This is a genomic window from Paenibacillus sp. CR_12 (genome assembly GCF_041953985.1).
GTDB lineage: Bacteria > Bacillota > Bacilli > Paenibacillales > Paenibacillaceae > Paenibacillus_AQ > Paenibacillus_AQ lautus_A.
In genome coordinates this window covers 1,074,465-1,096,112 of sequence record NZ_JAVFHO010000002.1, presented here as the reverse complement: position 1 = coordinate 1,096,112, position 21,648 = coordinate 1,074,465, and the positions used below count along the sequence as shown (strand labels likewise).

The 21,648-nt window shown below is 48.4% G+C and carries 19 protein-coding genes; 16 read left to right on the top strand and 3 right to left on the bottom strand.

Annotated elements, in window-relative coordinates; all coding sequences use genetic code 11:
• The first annotated feature begins 127 nt into the window (after positions 1–127).
• Together RB297_RS08675 and odhB are read left to right on the top strand one after the other, a co-directional pair.
• Complete coding sequence (locus RB297_RS08675; protein WP_096774433.1) at positions 128–3,004, top strand: 2-oxoglutarate dehydrogenase E1 component; 2,877 nt, start codon at positions 128–130, stop codon at positions 3,002–3,004.
• Positions 3,005–3,009: 5 nt separating this feature from the next.
• Complete coding sequence (gene odhB / locus RB297_RS08670; RefSeq protein ID WP_096774432.1) at positions 3,010–4,284, top strand: 2-oxoglutarate dehydrogenase complex dihydrolipoyllysine-residue succinyltransferase; 1,275 nt, start codon at positions 3,010–3,012, stop codon at positions 4,282–4,284.
• 75 nt (positions 4,285–4,359) lie between these two features.
• Here odhB and RB297_RS08665 read toward each other — a convergent pair whose 3' ends face one another.
• Positions 4,360–4,527 (bottom strand): hypothetical protein, encoded by a 168-nt coding sequence (locus RB297_RS08665; RefSeq protein ID WP_176502423.1) that lies wholly within the window; start codon positions 4,525–4,527, stop codon positions 4,360–4,362.
• A 174-nt stretch (positions 4,528–4,701) separates the two neighbouring features.
• On the opposite strand from RB297_RS08665, the gene RB297_RS08660 reads away from it, so the two are divergent.
• The 3 genes from RB297_RS08660 to RB297_RS08650 all read left to right on the top strand — a co-directional run bounded on the left by RB297_RS08660 (position 4,702) and on the right by RB297_RS08650 (position 7,164).
• Complete coding sequence (locus RB297_RS08660) at positions 4,702–5,784, top strand: lactonase family protein (RefSeq protein ID WP_375120265.1); 1,083 nt, start codon at positions 4,702–4,704, stop codon at positions 5,782–5,784.
• A gap of 249 nt (positions 5,785–6,033) precedes the next feature.
• Entirely contained in the window at positions 6,034–6,825 is a 792-nt protein-coding gene (locus RB297_RS08655) for an SDR family oxidoreductase (RefSeq protein ID WP_375120264.1), read from the top strand.
• A gap of 90 nt (positions 6,826–6,915) precedes the next feature.
• A complete protein-coding gene (locus RB297_RS08650; protein WP_015736210.1) occupies positions 6,916–7,164 on the top strand; it encodes a YuzB family protein in 249 nt (82 codons plus the stop codon).
• Positions 7,165–7,263: 99 nt separating this feature from the next.
• On the opposite strand, the gene trhO is transcribed toward RB297_RS08650, so the two are convergent.
• Positions 7,264–8,169 carry an oxygen-dependent tRNA uridine(34) hydroxylase TrhO gene (gene trhO, locus RB297_RS08645; RefSeq protein WP_009590706.1) on the bottom strand — a complete coding sequence of 302 codons (906 nt, stop codon included), beginning with the start codon at positions 8,167–8,169 and terminating at the stop codon, positions 7,264–7,266.
• A 200-nt stretch (positions 8,170–8,369) separates the two neighbouring features.
• On the opposite strand from trhO, the gene RB297_RS08640 reads away from it, so the two are divergent.
• The 11 genes from RB297_RS08640 (at position 8,370) to RB297_RS08590 (ending at position 21,152) form a co-directional block, all read left to right on the top strand.
• Positions 8,370–9,008 carry an SGNH/GDSL hydrolase family protein gene (locus RB297_RS08640; RefSeq protein WP_096774429.1) on the top strand — a complete coding sequence of 213 codons (639 nt, stop codon included), beginning with the start codon at positions 8,370–8,372 and terminating at the stop codon, positions 9,006–9,008.
• A gap of 283 nt (positions 9,009–9,291) precedes the next feature.
• Positions 9,292–10,332, top strand: coding sequence for an ABC transporter substrate-binding protein (locus RB297_RS08635; RefSeq protein WP_375120585.1), 1,041 nt, complete (start codon positions 9,292–9,294; stop codon positions 10,330–10,332).
• A gap of 60 nt (positions 10,333–10,392) precedes the next feature.
• Positions 10,393–11,313 carry an ABC transporter permease gene (locus tag RB297_RS08630; protein ID WP_096774428.1) on the top strand — a complete coding sequence of 307 codons (921 nt, stop codon included), beginning with the start codon at positions 10,393–10,395 and terminating at the stop codon, positions 11,311–11,313.
• Positions 11,313–12,107, top strand: coding sequence for an ABC transporter ATP-binding protein (locus RB297_RS08625; RefSeq protein ID WP_009590664.1), 795 nt, complete (start codon positions 11,313–11,315; stop codon positions 12,105–12,107). Before RB297_RS08630 ends, RB297_RS08625 begins: the two co-directional genes overlap by 1 nt.
• 297 nt (positions 12,108–12,404) lie before the next feature.
• Positions 12,405–13,793, top strand: a complete 1,389-nt coding sequence (locus tag RB297_RS08620) for a transcriptional regulator (protein WP_375120263.1) — start codon at positions 12,405–12,407, stop codon at positions 13,791–13,793.
• Positions 13,794–13,986: 193 nt separating this feature from the next.
• A complete protein-coding gene (locus RB297_RS08615; RefSeq protein ID WP_375120262.1) occupies positions 13,987–14,130 on the top strand; it encodes a hypothetical protein in 144 nt (47 codons plus the stop codon).
• 240 nt (positions 14,131–14,370) lie between these two features.
• Positions 14,371–15,750, top strand: coding sequence for a helix-turn-helix domain-containing protein (locus tag RB297_RS08610; RefSeq protein WP_375120261.1), 1,380 nt, complete (start codon positions 14,371–14,373; stop codon positions 15,748–15,750).
• Between the two features lie 43 nt (positions 15,751–15,793).
• Positions 15,794–17,161: a transcriptional regulator gene (locus tag RB297_RS08605; protein WP_375120260.1), complete on the top strand. Its 1,368-nt coding sequence runs from the start codon at positions 15,794–15,796 to the stop codon at positions 17,159–17,161.
• A 144-nt stretch (positions 17,162–17,305) separates the two neighbouring features.
• A complete protein-coding gene (locus tag RB297_RS08600) occupies positions 17,306–18,535 on the top strand; it encodes a CynX/NimT family MFS transporter (protein WP_096774422.1) in 1,230 nt (409 codons plus the stop codon).
• Between the two features lie 283 nt (positions 18,536–18,818).
• Complete coding sequence (locus tag RB297_RS08595) at positions 18,819–20,048, top strand: chromate transporter (RefSeq protein WP_375120259.1); 1,230 nt, start codon at positions 18,819–18,821, stop codon at positions 20,046–20,048.
• Between the two features lie 171 nt (positions 20,049–20,219).
• Positions 20,220–21,152, top strand: a complete 933-nt coding sequence (locus RB297_RS08590; protein ID WP_192571346.1) for an NAD(P)/FAD-dependent oxidoreductase — start codon at positions 20,220–20,222, stop codon at positions 21,150–21,152.
• 165 nt (positions 21,153–21,317) lie between these two features.
• On the opposite strand, the gene RB297_RS08585 is transcribed toward RB297_RS08590, so the two are convergent.
• Positions 21,318–21,620 (bottom strand): hypothetical protein, encoded by a 303-nt coding sequence (locus tag RB297_RS08585; protein WP_096774419.1) that lies wholly within the window; start codon positions 21,618–21,620, stop codon positions 21,318–21,320.
• Between the last annotated feature and the right edge of the window lie 28 nt (positions 21,621–21,648).

Here is a 21,648-nt window from a genome sequence, read left to right as displayed (position 1 = left end):
TGAGGCCAAGTGTATTATAATGTAATCGTAAGAAAACGTTTATTTAATGTAAAATGTAGTATGCAAAATGTAAAATTAGAAATTCCGTCCTTGAGCAATCAAAATAATCTGACGGAGGGAGTCAGCGATGAAGACCCTTGACAGAATGACAGAGGGACCATGGCAGAAATATCACGGTCCGAACTTGGGGTACATTCAAGATCAGTATGAGAAGTTTTTGCAAGACCCGCAATCTGTGGAGCCAGGATACCGCGAGCTGTTCGCAAGCTGGGGACCGCCTCCATCTTTGGAAAACAATGAAAAGAAAGCGGATTCGCAGGGACAAGGTGTAAGCTACGACCCGCAATTGATGAAAAAAGGGGTAGCTGCCGGCAAACTGGTGTGGAACATTAGAACCTACGGTCATCTGGCCGCAGACATTGATCCGATTGGAATCGGAAACGAAGCCGACACGCGTCTGCTTCAACCGGAAAGCTACCAACTCAGCCAAGCGGATTTGGCCGCCCTGCCTGCAGAGATCGTCTGGGAGGAGGCTCCTGGCGATATCAAGAACGGCTTAGAGGCAATCCAGCGGCTGTTGCAACTATATACAGGCTCCATTGCCTATGAATTTAGCCACGTCCACGATGAAGAAGAACGCAAGTGGCTCAACCAGCAGGCCGAATCAGGCCGCTACTTGTCCGACATGAGCGTTGAAGAGCGCAGGGGATTGTTGAAGAAGCTGCTCGAAGCCGAGCAGTTCGAGGAATTCCTGCATCGCACGTTCGTAGGCGCGAAGCGCTTCTCGGTTGAGGGCAATGAGGCACTCGTGCCGCTGCTCGACGAGATCGTTCGCCAAATGGCCGAAGCGGATGTCAACTCCATTCTCGTGGGTATGGCGCACCGCGGACGTTTGAACGTTCTGGCTCATGTGCTGGGCAAGGATTACGGCAAGATTTTCTCGGAGTTCATGCACTCTCCGAATAAACATTTGGTGCCGTCCGAAGGCTCCATGGGCATCAACTACGGCTGGACGGGCGACGTAAAGTACCATTTGGGCGCGGACCGTTACCTGAAGAAGGATGAAGCCCGGCAGGTTCGGATCACGCTTGCGAACAACCCGAGTCACCTGGAATACGTCAATCCGGTAGTAGAGGGCTTTGCTCGTGCCGCCCAGGAGGATCGCAGCGAAGCGGGTTATCCGAAGCAGGATGTGAACAAAGCGCTGAGCATTCAGATTCATGGCGATTCCGCGTTCCCTGGCGAAGGCATCGTGCCGGAAACCTTGAACTTCAATAAATTGCCGGCGTTCCGTACGGGCGGATCGATTCACATCATCGTGAACAACCGCATCGGATTCACGACGGAAGGCAAGGATTCCAGATCGACCCATTATGCGAGCGATTTGGCAAAAGGTTATGAGATTCCGATTATCCACGTGAACGCGGATGATCCGGAAGCGTGTATCGCAGTGGCCCGTCTTGCCAGCGATTACCGCAACAAGTTCAAGAAGAGCATTCTGATCGATCTTGTCGGCTACCGGAAATATGGCCACAACGAGACGGACGATCCGGAAACGACCCAGCCGCTGATCTACCAGAAGGTGAAGAACCATCCAACCGTCAGCACGATTTATATGAAGAAACTGGTGGATGGAAACATTCTGACCCAAGAACAAGTGGACGGTTTGAAGAACGGTGTCGTGGAGGTCTTGAAGAACTCTTACGAGAACGTGAAGACGAAGGATCCGGTTGATCAGATTCTGCTCGGACTGAACCCTACGGACGGCAAATCCAAGACGGAAGCCGCGACGAATGTATCTGCAGAGGTGCTGCGCGGCATTAACCGCGAGCTCCTGCAGTGGCCTGAAGGCTTTACGGTATATCCAAAGCTTCAACGCATCCTCGAGCGGCGCAGCAATTCGCTTGACGAGGGCGAGAAGGTGGACTGGGGTCATGCCGAAACGCTGGCCTTCGCTACGATTCTCGCTGACGGCAAGCCGATCCGGATCACGGGACAGGATGCCGAACGTGCAACGTTTGCCCATCGAAACCTGGTGCTTCACGATGCGGTTAATGGAGAAACCTTCTGCCCGCTGCACCGGCTGCCGCAAGCCAAGGCATCGTTCGCGATCCATAACAGCCCGCTGACCGAAGCTGCGGTCGTTGGATTTGAATATGGCTACAATGTGTACTCTCCCGAGACTTTGGTGATCTGGGAAGCGCAGTACGGCGATTTCGTCAACTGTGCACAGGTGATCATCGACCAGTTCATTACGGCCGGACGTTCGAAGTGGAGACAGAAGTCCAGCTTGGTGATGCTGCTTCCTCACGGCTATGAAGGAAACGGTCCAGAGCACTCCAGCGCCAGATTGGAACGGTTCCTCCAGCTGAGCGGCGAGGATAACTGGACGGTTGCGAATCTGACTTCGGCCGCCCAATATTTCCACCTGCTGCGCAAACAGGCTTCCCTAACCAACACGGACGATGCCAAGCCGCTGGTGGTTATGGCTCCGAAGAGCTTGATCCGTAACCCGCGTGTCGCGTCGCCTGTGAACGCGTTTAGCGAAGGCGGTTTCCAGAAGGTAATGGAACAGCCGGGTCTAGGTCAAACACCTAAGAAGGTGGAACGCCTTGTATTGTGCTCGGGGAAAATCGCGATCGACTTGGAAGACGCGCTGGATAAGCAGAAGGGTGAGGACCAATCCTGGATCCACATTCTTCGTGTGGAACAGCTGTATCCTTTCCCTAAAGAAGAAATTTCCCGTGTGATGCAGAAGTATCCGAACCTGAAAGAGATTCTGTGGGTTCAGGAAGAGCCTCAGAACATGGGCGGCTGGAGCTTCATGGAGCCGAGAATTCGTGAAATTGCACCTAAAGGCACAGAGGTCCGTTACAGCGGACGTCCTGAGCGTTCGAGCCCTGCTAGCGGATATCAGGATGTTCATGCTTATGAGCAACAGACCATCATTTCTTTTGCCCTTAATCGTAAAACTATAAATCAAGAGATCTCATTGGGGAGGTAGCGGCTGTGAGCGAAATTACTGTACCAGCTATGGGCGAATCCATCACCGAAGGAACGATATTCAAATGGCACGTAAAAGAAGGGGATAGCGTCAACATCGGTGATGTGCTGCTCGAGTTAGAAACGGATAAGGTTAATCTTGAAATTAGCGCAGAGTCTGAAGGCGTTGTGGAAAAAATCCTTCGTCAAGAAGGGGAGAACGTAACGATCGGCGAAGTGATCGGTCAAATTTCTCCGCAGGAAGGCGTTCCAAGTGCATCGGCGCCGAAGGCGGCTGAAGCTCCAGCCTCCGTGCAAACGGAAGCCGCTTCGGCACCCGCCGCAGAAGCACCGAAACCGCAAGCTCCGGTACCGGCTCAGAACGAGGAAGGAGCAGGTCTGACTGCATCGCCATCCGCACGCAAACTGGCTCGTGAACGCGGGATTGATCTGGACCAGGTACAGGGCCGCGACCCGATCGGTCGGATTTACCATGATGATGTGAAGAATCATAACGAAGCTAAGCCGTCTGCGGCACCTAGCAAGCCGGCAGCTTCAACGCCTGCACCGGCAGCACAAGCACCTGCTGCCGAGTATGGCAAACCGGTTGAACGTACCCGCATGTCCCGCCGTCGTCAAACGATTGCGAATCGTTTGGTCGAAGCGCAGCATACGGCTGCCATGCTGACGACCTTCAATGAAGTGGATATGACCGCGATCCTGGACGTGCGCAAGCGTCGTAAGCAAGCATTCCAAGAGAAGCATGACGTAGGGCTCGGTTTCATGTCCTTCTTCACCAAAGCGGTTGTGGGTGCGTTGAAGAGATTCCCGCATCTGAACGCCGAGATTGACGGCGACGATATCGTCGTGAAGAAATTCTATGATATCGGTATTGCGGTATCCGCCAAAGAAGGGCTTGTCGTTCCGGTCGTTCGCGATGCCGATCGTCTTGGTTTTGCCGAGATTGAGAAGGAAATCGGCAATCTGGCTGCCAAAGCCCGCAATAACGCGCTGTCCTTGTCTGAGCTGCAAGGCGGTACGTTTACGATTACGAATGGCGGCGTCTTCGGCTCGCTGTTGTCTACGCCGATCCTGAATACGCCTCAGGTGGGTATCCTCGGCATGCACAAAATCCAGCTTCGCCCGGTAGCGATTGATGCTGAACGCATGGAAAATCGTCCGATGATGTACATCGCATTGTCTTACGATCATCGGATCGTTGACGGTTCCGAGGCGGTTCGCTTCCTGGTAACCGTGAAAGAGCTCCTCGAAGATCCGGAGTCGCTGCTTCTGGAAGGATAATCATCCAAGCCAAAGAGACTCACCTATATAAGAAGGCCGCATGGCAGTGTCCATGCGGCCTTTCTTATTGCGCGATTAGGATTTAGATTGATTTTTATCGTCTGGATCGGGAAGATCCCGGGGATTCCAATTCTCAGCCTGAGGCTCCACATCCTGATGCTTCTTCACCTTGTCGCGTTGTTCCTGGGAGTCGTTCTCCGTGTCCTGATGATTGCGTACTTCTTCGCTGTTCGGTTGTTTCATGGGAATACCTCCTTCAGTCAATGTAATACATACATACCCGGTATGGCAAAAGACAAACAGGCTGCAAACGGCAAGTCATTTGATTTTCATCAGGGTTGAAGTTAACATGGTAACTGAAAGCATCACTACATAGGACATGAAATGATAGATATACGAGAGGAGAGATCGGATTTTATGGCGAATCCATCACAGCGCACACTGCTGTTTACAGGTGCGTATGCGGAAGATAATCAAAGCGGGGTATGTGTTTATGAATTTAACGAGGACAGCGGCGAGCTGAAGCTGCTTGATGAAGTATCCGGCATTAAGAATCCCACTTTCTTGAACGTCGATCCGGATAACGGACGTTTGTATGCCATCGGCGAAATTGCAGATCAAGGCGGCAAAGCAGCCGAGGTCATCAGCTTTGAAATTGACCCGGAGGCCGGCAAACTGACCGAATTGAATCGTACCCGCAGTGTCAGCAGCTCCACTTGCCACATTCAGCGTGATGAATCCAGCAAGTATCTGATTGTTTCGAGTTATCATGGAGGCCTGGTAGGTCTTCATTCGATCGATGAGAATGGACAAGCCGGCAAACTGCTGGATGAGAAGAAACATACGGATCTCGTGACAGTGCGTGATGATCAGCAATCCAGAGCGCACTCGGCATTTTACAGTCCGGATGGTCAATATGTGTTCGTACAGGACTTGGGATTGGACAAGATTCTTGCATATACGATAAATGAGAATAAGCAAGAGCTGAGCTTTCACGGCGAAACCCAGCTGGACGCGGGCGTAGGGCCCCGTCATTTGGCTTTCCATCCCAGCGGTGCCTATGCTTATGTCATCAACGAGCTGAATTCCAGTGTCACGGTGCTTCGATACGATCAAGAAGCGGGACGTTTAGAGGTGCTGGAAACGGTATCGACACTGCCTGCGGATTTTGACGGGGAGAGCTATTGTGCCGAAATCGCCGTGTCCCCGGATGGCAAAACGGTATACGGATCGAACCGCGGACACGACAGCATTGTAGTATTTAACGTGCATGAAGATACCGGTCGTTTAAGTCCGGTTCAATATATTTCGACGGAGGGCCGCCATCCGCGTCATTTTACGCTCATGCCGGGGGGGAAATTCCTCATCGTTGCCAATCGGGACGGGAATAACCTGGTATTGTTTAACGTGAATCCGGAAGACGGGAAGCTTGACTATACCGGGTATACGGTTTCGCAATCCAAGCCGGTATGCGTTAAACCTGCGGTATTCCAAAGATAGACCTGGAAGCCCCCCCCGATCCTCTCATAGGAAATGAATGCAAAGAGATCGTTCTTACGGCTGGTGTGGTAAGGTGTTACCATGAGGCGGGGGACGATTTTTTTTTTTCATCGGGTTAGGCATTACCGCTGGGATATGCTTGCTTGCTGCTTGCTGCTTGCTGCACGGCAGGCTCGGATTGCCAAGATTCAGATACGGACTCGTTGGGTTATCTATAATCATGAAAACTTAAACGAGGAGGTTGTGGCAATGACAACAAATCAACGTTTGGATGGTAAAGTAGCCATCGTTACCGGTGCTGGTTCCGGAATCGGCCGGGCCGCAGCCCTTCTTATGGCAGAGCAAGGAGCTAAACTCCTGTTGATCGACATCGATCGTGAACGCGTAGAGAAAGTGAAGAAGACCATAGAAGATGGCGGGGGCGAAGTGCTCACGGGCAACTGCGATATTTCCAAAGCGGAATCGCTGAAGGATTGCTTCAGTCAAGCCGCCGAGCAGTGGGGAAAGATTGATATCGTATTTGCGAATGCCGGTATTAATGGGACCAAGGCTCCGATCGAGATCATGGAGCTGGATGAATGGGATGCTACCATTAACACGAATTTGAGAGGAACGTTTGCTACGGTAAAATACGCGATTCCTTACTTAAAGGATCATGGCGGCAGCATCATCATTACGAGCTCCATTAACGGAAACCGGGTATTTACCGGGTTTGGTTTCTCCGCATACAGCACCACGAAGGCGGGACAGGTGGCCTTCATGAAGATGGCGGCGCTGGAGCTCGCCCGTTACAAAATCCGGGTGAACGCTATTTGCCCAGGTGCGATTGCAACGAATATTGATGAGAGCACCATTGCGAAGCCGGAGCTGGACGAGGTGACGATTCCGATTGAATACCCTGAGGGAGACCAGCCTTTGGCGGACGGACCGGGACAGCCATCACAGGTTGCTCAGCTCGTAGCCTTTCTGGCATCGGATGTTGCTTCCCATATTACCGGTACGGAAATTTATATCGATGGTGCGGAATCCCTCATCCATTGATCAAACCCTACGATCGATTTGACAAATCCGGGCGTTTTCCTCATAATGAATGAACGAATTGTCAAATGAATAGTGGTGATAAAGATGGGGATGGGGATTGTTGTTGTGGAAATATGCGACAGCAACTTGATGAGTGCTTTGGAACTTGAGCATCTTGAGGAATTGTATCCCGAAATCGCTGTCCTGCGGGCGGATTGCATGAATCTTTGCGGTCTATGCAAGCTGCGGCCATATGCACTGGTGAATGGTAAACGTGTATTCGCGGCAACGACGGAAGAATGCGTCGAGAAGATCAAAGCTGCTATCGAAGCTGAATTGGCTGTTTTCCACGATATTTAATACGTCTGAATGCAGACGAGAACGTATAGTAAAAGGGCAAGGCGCGAATGATTCGCGCCTTGCCCTTTCGTTTGGTTATTGATACATGCCTTGATTGGATTAGGAAGCATTGTGGCTTGCAGCAACGATTTCTTCGCACTCCGCGGAGCAGCAGCCATGATGAAGCTCCTCACACTCTTCGCAGCACACATGCTGCAGGTGGCAGGCGTCATTATCGCAGTTGATATACCGATCTTCGGGCTTTCCGCAATGGTGGCATTTGCCCACGATAACATCCTCGTCCGTTTGATTGATCGGAACGGAAATGCGCTCATCAAATACATAACATTTTCCATCGAAGAGACGGCCCTGTACTTCAGGATCTTTCCCGTAGGTGACAATGCCGCCCTCAAGCTGGGCAACGTCTTTGAAGCCTTCCTTGAGCATAAATCCGGTCAGTTTCTCGCACCGGATGCCCCCTGTGCAGTAAGTCAGGATGGTTTTATCCTTGTGCTCGCTCAGGTTCTCGCGAATCCATTCCGGAAACTCCCGGAAGGATTGCACCTCTGGTCTTATCGCATTGCGGAAATGACCGATATCATACTCATAATCATTCCGTCCGTCGATGACGATGACATCATCACGCTGCAAGTGTTCAAAGAATTCCTGGGGCGATAGGCGTTTTCCGCTGACCACGTTAGGGTCGAGTTCATCCTCGACACGGAACGTAACGAGTTCTTCGCGGTGACGGACAAACATCTTTTTGAAGGCATGCCCTTCGGATGGGTCAATCTTAAACACCATGTCCGCAAATAGCGGATTGGCGTGCATATCCTGCATATATTGCTCAGTTTGTTCAACCGTACCGGATACCGTACCATTGATGCCTTCGGAGGCAACCAGGATGCGTCCTTTGAGCCCGAGATCTTTGCAGTATTGCAAATGCTCGTCTTTGAACGCTTCAGGGTCCGGGATTTGAACAAATTTATAATAGAGAAGGATCTGATAGTTCTGTTGCTCTGACATGATTTAATCACCTGTTCTTTTTAAGATTCAGCCATACGTATACCTATAGAATTGTAGTGAATTCATTCCACATAGTCAACTTAAATGTATAGAAAGTTTGCCATGATATGTGAATTTAAGGGGTTTCAGGAATGCTTGAAAGCGGTTATGATGAAGGGGTGAGCAGGTGAACACTTTCATTATTGGAGGCGTTGAACAGCATGGTACATATCGAGCAAAATGCACTCGTATTGTTTCAGGGCGACAGCATCACCGATTGCGGGCGAAATTACGAGGAGTCGGACAGTTTAGGGCATGGATACGCGCTGATGGCTGCTGCCCGGCTAGGTATGGAGCTGCCTTTGAAAAGGCTGCGTTTTGTAAACCGGGGAATCAGCGGCAACCGGGTCGTCGATCTGCGGGGGCGCTGGGAGGAAGATTGCATCGATCTGGATCCGACATGGGTATCCATCCTGGTCGGCATCAATGAAACCGGCAGGAGGTTTAATCGCGGCGAAACCACGTCCGTGGAAGCTTATTATGAAGGCTACAGGGAGCTGCTAATCCAAACCCGCGAGTTGACCGGCGCCAGTTTCATTCTCATGGAGCCCTTCCTGCTGCCCGTTACGGAAGCGAAGAAGGAATGGCGAGAAGATCTGGATCCCAAAATTCAGGCCGTTCGCGAATTGTCGCGCGAATTTGAAACCTTGTACGTTCCGCTCGACGGCATATTCGCTGCAGCCAGCTCCAAGATTGAGATGAGTTATTGGGCGCCCGATGGCGTGCATCCATCGCCTGCAGGGCATGCTCTTATGGCAGATGCTTGGCTTGCGACCATGCAGGGCCGTTCCATTCTGTAGAGGTTATTGTAAGATTTTTTCTACTATATAAATATGGTTTCGTTATACTGGCATCCCCGGAGACGTATGAGATCCGGGGATGTTCTTTATGGAAAGCATCCTCCCTTAGAAAATCTTGATTGACGAATACAATTGGGTACATATAAAATGTTCATAATAGACCGTTGTTCAATAGGAACGACTTATTTTTTGACTTTAATGCTTTCGTCTGTGAAAGCGGGGAAGCGTTGTCGCTTTATGTAGAAAATTATTGAAGCGGTTAATAAAAGAGAGGGGATTCATGATGAAGAGAAAAATGTGGTTATCACTTACACTCTCCGCACTGCTGGTTACGGCAGTAGGCTGCGGGGACAAGCCGGAAGGCGGCGGAGCGACTCAAACGGGCAGCGGCGGAGATGCCGAGAAGAAATCCTACAGCATCGCGATTTCGCAGATCGTAGAGCATCCATCCTTGGATGCAACGCGGGAAGGCATTCTGGCAGCATTGAAGGACGCTGGAATCTCGGAGGATGACAAAACGCTGAAGATTGATTACAACAATGCACAAGGTGACCCGGCGAACAACCTCTCGATCGGACAGAAGTTGAAGGATACGAAAGCGGATCTGGTGATCGCAATTGCAACCCCGTCGGCGCAGGCTGTAGCTGAGAACGTGAAGGAGAAGCCGGTGCTGTTCGCAGCGGTAACTGATCCGGTTGACGCAAAGCTGGTGAGCGATTTGCAGAAGCCGGGCGGCAACATCACCGGGGCATCGGATACCAACCCGGAAGCAGCGAAGCAGCTGATGGATTTCATCAGCACCAACTTCCCGAATGTGAAGAAGATCGGTCTGGTCATTAATGAAGGGGAAGCCAATGCAGTAGTCATGGCTAAAACGGCAGAGGAGGCACTTGCCGAGCATGGCATTGAGCTGGTGAAGGCAGCTGTCACAAATACATCGGAAGTGAAGCAGGCGGCAGAGTCGTTAGTCGGCAAGGTCGATGCTTACTATATTACCTTGGATAACGTTGTTGTAAGCGGCGTGGATGCCATTATCCAAACGGCACAAAAGAATAAAATTCCGTTCTTCTCCAGCGACCGCGATACGGTGGAGAAGGGGGCTTTTGCAACCGTTGGCTTTAAGTACTACGACCACGGCTATCAGGTTGGACAAATGGCCGTAGAGATCCTGAAAAACGGCAAGAATCCGGCGGACATGGAAGTTACGAAGCCGGATAAGCTGGATCTGATCCTGAACACGAAGGTTGCGGCTGACTATGGTATTGAAGTGACCGACGCCATGAAACAGGAAGTCAAGGACCCGGACAACAACATCATCGAGTAACGGTAAGGCGCGGAGATAACAGCCCGCGCCTTACTTCTTAATCCTTAAGGAGGTCATGACATGCTGGATTTCGTGATGAGGCTGGATGGTCCGATTGAATTGGGGCTGCTGTATGCGCTGATGGCACTTGGCGTGTATATTACGTTCCGGATTCTGGATTTTCCGGATCTGACGGTGGATGGAAGTTTTACGACAGGCGCAGCGATTGCGGCGATTCTGATTACCAACGGTGTAAATCCATGGCTTGCCACGCTGGCCGCATTTGCCGGAGGTATGTTAGCCGGTATCTGTACAGGCCTGCTGCACACCAAGGGTAAAATCAACGGTTTGCTCTCGGGCATTATTATGATGATTGCGCTGTATTCAATCAATATGAGGATCATGGGCAAACCTAATATTTCGTTGAGCCAGGAAGCGAATATCTTCGGATCCATCGATCCGATCTATATTATGTTAGTGATTGTGATCATCGGCAAGCTGCTGCTGGATGCATTCTTCCGTACGGATCTAGGTCTTGCCCTGCGTGCGACAGGGGATAACAAGCGGATGATCCGCAGCTTTGGTGCGAATACGGACACCACAACCATTCTGGGCCTCAGCATCTCGAACGGGCTTGTGGCCCTATCCGGGGCCGTAGTTGCCCAGCAGTCCAGTTTTGCCGACATCAGCTCCGGCATCGGGATGATTGTCATTGGCTTGGCGTCCGTTATCATTGGTGAGGCTGTTCTGGGAACCGGCTCGGTATTCCGGACAACGCTGGCTGTCGTCTGCGGTTCGATTATCTATCGGATTGTCGTTGCTGCTGCTTATGAGATTCCATGGCTCGAAGCTTCGGATTTAAAATTGATCACGGCGATCATCGTCATTATCGCTCTCGTGGTTCCGACCATCAATCGGGCGATGAAGCAGCGTTCACAGGCACGGAGGCGCTCAACCGAGCTGTTAGCTACGCAAGGGAAAACCAAAGGAGGTGCGCTCTGATGCTGGAAATGAACCATGTGTCCAAGCTGTTTAACCCGGGGACGGTGGATGAGAAGATCGCTTTGATGGATGTCAACCTTCACTTGAAGCCGGGGGATTTCGTGACGGTTATCGGAAGTAATGGTGCGGGCAAATCCACGCTGATGAATATCATTTCCGGGGTAATGAAGCCGGACGCGGGTGAAGTGCGCATTGACGGCACTTCGATCGGCCATCTGCCGGAATTCCGTCGCAGCCGCTGGATCGGCCGGGTATTTCAGGATCCGATGGCGGGCACAGCGCCGCATATGACCATTGAAGAGAATCTGGCGATGGCATATCGTCGCGGCCAATCCCGCGGGCTCAGCATAGGCGTTACAGCATCCAAGCGGGCCGGCTTCCGCAAACATTTAGAGCGGCTTGGCATTGGACTCGAGGATCGGCTCCGAGCCAAAGTAGGGATGCTGTCGGGAGGGGAACGTCAAGCGTTAAGTTTGCTGATGGCAACCTTCACGCAGCCCCAAATCCTGCTGCTCGATGAACATACGGCAGCGCTCGATCCGGCTCGTGCGGAGCTGATTACCCGAATAACCGATGACATCGTACGCGACATGAAGCTGACCACGCTCATGGTTACACATAACATGGAGCAAGCCATCCGTCTTGGCAATCGTCTCATTATGATGGATAAGGGGCGCATCATTCTGGATGTGGACGAAGAGCGCAAGAAATCCCTGACCGTGGAGCAGCTGCTTGGGGAATTTGAGCAGATTAGCGGCCATAAGCTGTCCGATGATCGTTTGGTTCTAGGGTGAAATTCTACTTCAAGACAAGGAATCTTTGATCAGAAGATTAATAAGATGTTCATAGATTCAGCAAAAAAAAAGCGCTTCCGAAAATTTCGGAGCGCTTTTTCTCATCGTGTCATTTCATTTGACGATATATAAATAGAATAAGATTTACAAGGAAATTGGCATTTTTAAATCTTATTGGGTATTTTATGTAAAAAAATGACGTAAATAAGTATTGACCGCTGGAATATTAATTAATATGATTACTGTATAGAGAAATATACTAATATTTGGGTTCTGATCCTGGAGGGTGGTGTTAGCTTGGAAATGACAGCCACGATTCGCGAACAAATGGAAGAGTTTCTACATAAGAACGAAATGACGATTAATCGGTTTGCTGAAATATCGGAGGTCAACAGCGGCACACTCAGCAATATTCTGAATGGGAACCGCCCGATTTCCATGCAGCAACTGGACCGAATTACGTCAGGCATGGGTCTGGAAGAGGGTTATTTCTACGAGTTATACATAGATGAATGTATTTTTCATGCTACGCCGGATTGGCGTCGACTGGGACCGTTTCTTCACAGGTGCGCGGAACTGGGGAAGCTGGACTGTTTGGACAAGGCTGTCCGAATGACGATGGATAATATTTCATACTCCCCGCTGCTCTTTGAAACAGCCGAGGTTTTTTTCAAAGAGGGGAAGCATGAGGCGGCCGTGCTGCTATACAGGAGTGTGGCTGAGAGCGAAAGATTCCAGCATTCGGAGCGGCTGGCCCTTTGTCAGTATCGGTTGTTTACGCTTGGGCTTACGGATGATCAGGAAATGAATTCGCGGGCTGCAGTATACTTCGAACCTTATATTGATCGATTAGATGAAGTTTATCAATTGGATGCGCTAAAAGAGCTTATTAACTTAAATGTATCGTTAAATAGGTGGAGCAAAGTTGAAGAGTTAGCCCATAAGATGGGAAGAATTGCCTCAATTCAGTATCAATTTGAAGTAGGAAGGGTTGGACAAGAAGTTAGTGGGAAGAAACCAGTTGTGTTCTATATGTTATATTCATACTTAGTAAAAGCCACTGTTTGTTATGAACGTGGAGAAATTGATTTAGCACTGGAATATGTTTCAATGTACTCCGAACCGGAATGGCTCAAAGAACAGCCAAATGAAGAAGAGCGTCGTATTATTAATCAATTTAATGAGTGGGCGGAAGCAAACAGATTTCTTTATAAACTAATGGCTGGAAATAACGGAGCTCTTTCTGAATATGTAAATTACATTGCTGATAAGGAAGACGAAATATTTCTTGCAATTTGTAATATCATGATTGCTGCAAATAGATATCAACTGCAAGTTGACCATATTTTAGAAAGATTTAAGGGATATATTGAATTCAAAGAGCAACGGAATCATATAGGGGAAATTATTCAACAAATTACTGCTGATCGATATACAAGGTTGTTAACAGAATTGGGAATATATTATTTGAATTTAAAGCACTTTGAAAAAGGGTTACAATTTATTTTAGAAAGTTTACAGCAATCAATAGCTATAAACAATGACAATGGAATGTTAAGATGTATGGCATTATTTGAACAATTCCGAGAGTTTTCTACAATTGACTTACAACAAAAATATAGAAAATTAGTATGTGAAGTACAGAAGTTGAATGAAGAAAAAATAGGTCTTGCCCTTAAGTATTAACTAAGAAAATCTCTTATCTTAATCTTCAGTCTAGATTTTTGTTATCATAATGTAGCATAATTATCTTGGAAAGCCTGGTAGATTCTATTACAATTATACAAGGCGTAATTCGTGAATATTTGCGAAGTTTCGTCGTATTCCACTAAATTGAACAAAAAATGCGATAAAATCAATTAGCGAGGTGAATACATTAATGAAAAGAAGATTGGCTTCTCTATTTATCCTCTGTAGCATTATTTTAACGATTGCAACTCCAAGTTTAATTGTAAATGCAGAAAGTAATATCCCTAATGAAATGATGAAGTCTTTAAGTAATCATGGAATAGGAACAACTTAAGTTTTTAATGCTTGCTTTTAGCTATCTTAATAAATTTTATAGAAGATGATCTCATAAAGTGATGGCTTCGGATATTCTGAAGTCATCTTTTATTTATGTCTTGATCATTTACAGTTGAAGTGAGGAAGGAATCTAAACTATTTATTTCAAATTTACATCATAAAAATGGTTGATTCTAATGTTATAAAATATTAGCATTTAATTACTAATATTTGGTTTTCCATCTGGGGGTGTTGTTACTTGGAGACGACAGCCACGATTCGCGGAGAAATAGTAAGGTATTTGCAGAATCATCGTATGACGATTAACCAATTTTCGAGGATATCCGGCATTAACAGCGGAACACTTAGTAATATCTTGAATGGTAATCGTCCCATGTCTATGAACCAGTTAGACCGGATTACCAAAGGGATGGAGATTGAAGAGGGGCACTTCTATGAACTTTATATAACAGAAAGTATTTTTCGTACCACTCCGGATTGGCGGAGGCTTGGGCCTTTTCTTGAACGGTGTGCTGAACTGGATAAATTGGATTGTTTGCATAGAGCTGCACGAATGACGTTGGAAAACATCAATTACGTACCAATGCTTTTCGAAATGGCAGAGGTGTTTTTTAAAGAAGAAAAGTATAAAGCTGCTGCATTGCTTTATGAATGTGTGGCTGAAAGTGAAAAATTCCAGCATTCAGAAAGGCTTGCACTATGTCACTATCGTCTCTTTATGGTGGAGTTAAGTGATAACGTGGATGATAACTTAAAACTGGCAGTATCATTTGAGCAATATATCAATAGGCTAGATGAAAATTACCAATTAGACGCATATAGAAAACTTATTAATGTGAACATTTCACTTCTACGGTGGGATACTGTGGAAGTCCTAGCTAAAAAAATGGGTCAAATAGCAAGACTGCAATATAAGAATAACTTTAACACTGCAATCATGAATGATGAGCAGGAAAAGCCTGTAGTTTTTTACATACTCTATTCATTTCTCATTCTGGCGAGTGTCTGTCGTGAATCTGGAAACTTTGGAGAAGCATTAAGTTACCTGTCCCTGTATGAGAACCCGGATTGGATAAAGACGCCCTCAGAACAGGAAATAATAATTATTAAACAATTTAAAGAATGGGCGAGAGCGAATCGTTACCTATATAGGTTAATGTCTGGACATTCTGACGCTCTTTCTGAATATGTAAACTATGTTGAATCTAGAACTGATGAAATTTTTCCGGCCTTATGCAATATTGTGGTAGCAGCTAATCGACATCGCATCAACATCGATTATATTATAGAGCGGTTTCGGGAGTATCTAATATATAAACCACAACGAAATCAACTAGGCAAGGTAAGTGAGCAAGTTACGATGAATCAACATGCTCGCCTCCTTACCGAGCTAGGCATATACTATTTGAACTCCAAAAAGTTTAATCGTGGTTTAGTTTATATCGTTGACAGCATGGAGTACTCGATAAAAATCAATAGTGACAGAGGGATGCTGCGGTGCATGGGGATCTTTGAGCAGTTCCGCCATGCTGCAACCGAGGATATACTAAAACGGTATAATGAACTGATTCGCGATGTCCAAAAATTATCCGTGTATGCCTGGAGCCCTCAAGTGTAAAGGGAAAGGCTAAGTTTATAGATTTTTCTGGGGGTGTTGTTACTTGGAGACGACAGCCACGATTCGCGGAGAAATAGCTAGATATTTGCAAGAACATGGTTTGACAATTAATCAGTTTGCAAAGATATCTAGTATTAACAGTGGATCTTTAAGCAGCATACTTAATGGGAATCGTCCAATGTCAATGAATCAACTGGACCTTATCACCGCCTGTATAGGATTTAGTGAAGGTCATTTTTATGAAAGATATATATTCGAATGTATCTTTCATACAACCCCTGACTGGAGACGACTTGGAGCTTTTCTTCAACGATGTATAGAATTAGATAAACTGGATTGTATGCAATTAGCAGCCCGAATGGCAATGGAAAACATCACTTACGCCCCGATGTTATTTGAATTGGCGGAATTATTATATAACGAAAAAAATTATAAAGCTGCGGCAGTTTTATATGAATGTGTTGCCGAAAGTGAAAAATTCCAACACTCTGAAAGGCTCGCCCTGTGTCACTACCGTCTTTTTTTACAAAGGTTAAGTGATAGTCAAGAATCGAACTGGCGGGCTGTTGTGCTATTTGAGCCTTACATTGAACGGTTGGAAGAAGCGTATCAACTTGATGCATATGTAGAATTAATTAACGTAAATGGTTCATTAGGCCAATGGGATAAAGTGGACGATTTAGCTATAAGAATGGGATCAAAAGCCATGATTAGATATCAGAATCAATACAATGAATATATAGGTAATCAACCTTTAGTTTTTTATATCTTGTATTCATACTTAGCTCGAGAAAATAGTTATGGTGAACGTGGGGATTATGAACAAGCTTTGTCCTATACACGGTTATACGAAAAGCCTGATTGGATTAAAGACCCTACCGAAGATGAATGTAGAGTCATAAAGCAGTTTAGTGAATGGGCTGAAGCCAACCGCTACTTGTTTTCCATCTTGGCTGGTGACTTTAGCATTTTTCCTGATTATGTAAAATACATCGAATCAAGAGAAGATGAAATCTTTGTGGCACTGTGTCATATTGTACTTGCAGCAAATCGACACCGGTTCAGTGTAGACTATATACTTGAACGTTTTAAACAGCATTTTATTTACAAACCGCAGAAAAACCAAATCAGCAGCATTAATGTACACGTAACATTAAATCAATACACCCGCCTTCTCGCCGAATTAGGGATATACTATTTAAATGCCAAACAGTATGATCGCGGTTTATCCTATATCCTGGACAGTCTCGAGTATTCGATCAGAATCAAAAGCGATAACGGGATGCTGCGGTGCATGGGGATCTTTGAGCAGTTCCGCCATGCTGCAACCGAGGATATCCTGAACCGGTATAATGAATTGATTCGCGATGTCCAAAAATTATCCGTGTATGCCTGGAGCCCGGTTGTGTAGGGCTCTTCGGTGCGTCCATGCGTTATTACATGACATTGCCGCCAGGATGTTGACCTCCCGGGGCTATGGCCTAAAGTCCGGGTTTGTGATAAACTCGGATAAGTTTATTTTTACATATCGCATGAAAAGTAAGGAGTCCATGTCATGACATCAAGAACATCGATAGATCCAAACACCAATTCCACAGGGCGCACATGGTTGATCTTTGCAGGCATCATCCTTATTGCCATTAACCTCAGGGCGGCGATTACTTCGGTAGGTCCGCTGATCGGAATCATTCGAGAGGATACGGGAATTTCGAACACATTGGCAGGCATGCTGACAACGCTGCCGCTATTAGCCTTTGCTTTACTGTCGCCGATGGCGCCGGCCATGGCCAAAAAATGGGGACTGGAGACAACCCTTCTGCTGAGTATGGTCGTGCTGACTTTCGGCATCGGCATACGCTCGATATCGTCTCCCTATACGCTGTTGATAGGTACCGCATTTCTAGGTATGGCCATAGCCGTCGGGAACGTGCTGCTCCCGAGTCTGGTCAAGCGGGACTTCCCGCGCCATATCGGTTTGATGACAGGCACCTACTCCGCCTCGATGAACCTGCTCGCCGCGATTGCATCGGGGGTCAGCATTCCGCTGGCTACCCAAGCCGGGCTTGGTTGGCAGGGCTCCCTGTTAATTTGGGGATCCTTGTCCATATTGGCGATGATCGTATGGCTGATCCAGCGCCGCAGTTCCGGAAAAACCGCTGAGGTCAGTTCGGCTGCTTCGAAGCAGCAGAGCGTGCTGAAGTCGCCGCTTGCTTGGTATATTACTTTATTTATGGGGCTTCAATCGTTTACGTTCTACGTGAACATCTCTTGGCTGCCCGAGATTCTGAGAAGCCAAGGCATGGATTACGGCGCCGCAGGATGGATGCTCTCGATTCTCCAATTTGTCAGCCTGCCGTTTTCCTTCGTCATTCCAGTCCTGGCCGGCCGGAATCCGAACCAGCGCGTACTGGTAACGATCTCTGCATTGTCCATGCTGATCGGTTATGCCGGTTTGTTATCCGGCATGTCTTCATTGAATCTCCTATGGGTGATGCTGGTAGGTATTTCGGGCGGGGCGAATTTCAGTTTGTCCCTGATGTTCTTCACCCTTCGTACCAAAACGGCCCACGAAGCCGCCGCGTTATCGGGCATGGCCCAGTCGTTGGGTTATTTGCTGGCTGCCGTCGGTCCGATGCTGATCGGGTTCCTGCATGACGCAACGGGAGGGTGGAAGGTGCCTCTGACGGTGCTGTCCGCCGTTGTCGTGGTGTTGTTCATCTTTGGTTTTGGGGCAGCGAAGCCAGGTTATCTGTCCGTTCCTGACGAAACGAAGACGGAGGCTTAAAGCTGCAGAAGTCAGCATCTGGTGATGCATCATGCTATTAGAACGATATGAAGAGCGATCCATGGAGATACTCCAGTTGGATCGCTCTTTTTTTAATGCATGTGCGGACATTCACGCGAAGCATTCAAGTCTGAAAAATTTACATTGCGTTTACATAAATGGGTAGATTGATCATGAGAATATGGTATACTCTGAAATTTGATAAAGATGATCTATATACTTAAGACTGAACGGGTTAAGAGTTCTATCACATTACACCAAGCAAACGGGGAGCGATGGTATCTTGAATCTACAGACAGATAAAGAGCAAACACAGTCTCAAGTTGGCAACAGACAACCGTCCGGAAGGTGGCGTGCGCTCGGCGAAACCTGGTGGACTGCTCTGCAGCTGGGACTTACTTCATTTGGCGGGCCGATTGCCCATCTCGGATACTTTCACCAGACCTACGTACGGCGCAAACAATGGCTGGATGAGAAAAGCTACGCGGATCTGGTGGCCTTGGCCCAGTTCCTTCCCGGACCTGCCAGCAGCCAGGTAGGCATTGGCGTTGGGGTTATGAGAGCCGGACTCTGGGGCGGACTTGTCGCCTGGCTCGGCTTCACGCTGCCGTCCGTGCTCATGCTTATGATTTTTGCCTATCTGATGCAAACCTTCGATCCCGGCTCGGCAGGCTGGATTCAGGGACTTAAAATCGTCGCGGTAGCCATCGTAGCGCAAGCGGTGCTCGGTATGGCAGGAAAGCTGGCCTCAGGCCCTGTCCGGGCAGCTGTAGCGTTAATCGCCATGGCCGTCGTGCTGCTGTGGCAGAGTCCCGTGTCTCAAGTGACGGTGATCGCTCTAGCTGGCCTATCGGGATTGTGGCTGTTCAAGCGTCAAGCAAACGAAGAGGCAACACCCGATATGAAAATGCCGATCGGACGGAGAGCCGGACTCTTTTGCCTGGGAGCGTTTGTCGTTATGTTAGTAGGTCTCCCGCTCCTTAAAGGGATAACCGATAATGGATGGGTAGCCATCGTGGACAGCTTCTACCGTGCCGGATCGCTTGTATTCGGCGGAGGGCATGTCGTTCTTCCGCTGCTGGAAAGCGAGACGGTACTGAACGGATGGATGTCTAAAGAGGATTTTCTAACCGGTTACGGGGCGACACAAGCGGTTCCTGGCCCGTTGTTTACATTTGCCGCTTATCTTGGGGTCCTGATTCAGGGAATACCCGGAGGCATCGTTGCCACGCTTGCCATCTTTTTGCCCGGATTTCTGCTCATGGTAGGAGCCATGCCATTCTGGAACGGTATCAGAAGAAACCCGAAACTGCAGGGCATGCTGACAGGCATGAACGCGGCTGTGGTCGGAATTCTGCTGGCCGCTTTGTACCATCCCATATGGACTTCCTCCATCCACGGTCCGCTTGAATTTGTGATCGGCGCGGGACTGTTCGGGATGCTGATGTTCTGGAAGAGTCCCCCGTGGCTTGTTGTCATCATTGGCGCATTAGCAGGACAGTTTCTCCTGTAAAGGCCTTATTGAATAGCCCTCGGCATGATGTGCCGGGGGTTATTTGATTGATCAGGAGTAAATCGCATCGGATTGGTTAAATATTAGGGTGTATCTCTATTCGGGAAGCATGCGTTGATCACAAGAGTTTTTAGCTCTTAATTCGATACAGAAATGAGTGGATAAACCTACATGATGGACAGAGACGTGAAAGATTGCATTATTGTTGGCGGCGGAATTGCAGGTCTGCAGGCAGCTATACAACTGGGACGGTATTCGGCCTACGATGTACTGGTCATCGACCGGGGAACGGGGCGTTCCACCATCTGCAAGAGCTACCGCAACATACTAGGATGGCCGGAAGGGGTGTCCGGTGAAGAGCTCAGACAGCGAGGGCGGAAGCAGGCGGAGGCCGTGGGCGTTGCGTTTGCAGCCGATGATATACGGAAGGCCGAACGGGATGAAGCGAAGTGTTTTGTGTTAACCGGTAAAGACGGAACCAGGTACAGGGCAAAAAGCATGCTGCTTGCAACAGGCTTGATGGATCGCTTTCCCAAGCTGCCGGGCCTGATGTCTACGCTGGGCACATCCGTTTTTGTATGTCCCGATTGCGATGGGTATGAAATTCAGGATCGAAAAACCGTTGTGCTGGGATCGGGCGATCCCGGTGCCAATATGTCCATTTTGTTATCCGAGCGGGCGAAGGAAATCATCTATGTCAATCATGAGGGACAGCCGGCTTCGTCCGAGAACATGACGCAGTTAGCGAATCTTGGGATTCCGTATATAGAGAAAAGAGTAACCGAAATTCAGGAGGAAGGCGGCATCCTGTCGGCGGTCGTGCTGGAAGACGGCAGCATCATCCGCGCGGAGCGCGGTTTCATTTCCTTTGGAGGGAACATGATCTATTCCGAATTGGCCGAGCAGTTGGGGGCGGAACTGGAGCACAACCGGCATGTGAAGACCGATCCCCGATCCAAAATGACGAACGTCGAACTGCTGTGGGCTGCAGGCGACCTGGGCGTCCATTCCGAATTAACCACCGTGGCGATGGGGGAAGGCGCAACGGCTGCGATCTGGATCCATAAAACGCTGAAAAAGATGACAAGCCAAGCCGTAACATAATGTTATGAGCCAGGCTGGAATATTGGCATGGTCCAGGCCTTGACATGATGACTAAAGAACCCGCCTGATCGGGCACGGAATGTATGGAGCGATACCGTGGATCAAGGCGGGTTTTCTGTGCTATCAGCGGACTGTCACCTTGAATTCAAGTCGAGCGACTAGACGTTATGACAGACCGAATCTCGTGATATGATCTTCGAGTTTATATTTTTGCAGCAATTCCGTTTGCTTGGGACCGATCAGGTCAAAATGCGGGTATGGCTGGCGGTGATGGATATACTGCGGATTTAATCCATTGGATATGCACCAGTCCTTCAGGCGCTGAATATCCGAGCAGCCTACTTTGGTTACGGTATGAAACTCCGGAAACCGCTTGTCGTACCAATAATGGGTTAAAAACGCGATATCGCCTTTGGCGACTTTCTGTTTCCATTGCTGTAATTCCTGCTTCGAGATGCCGAATGCCATGTTAGTCTCATCCTCATTCGTATATTCA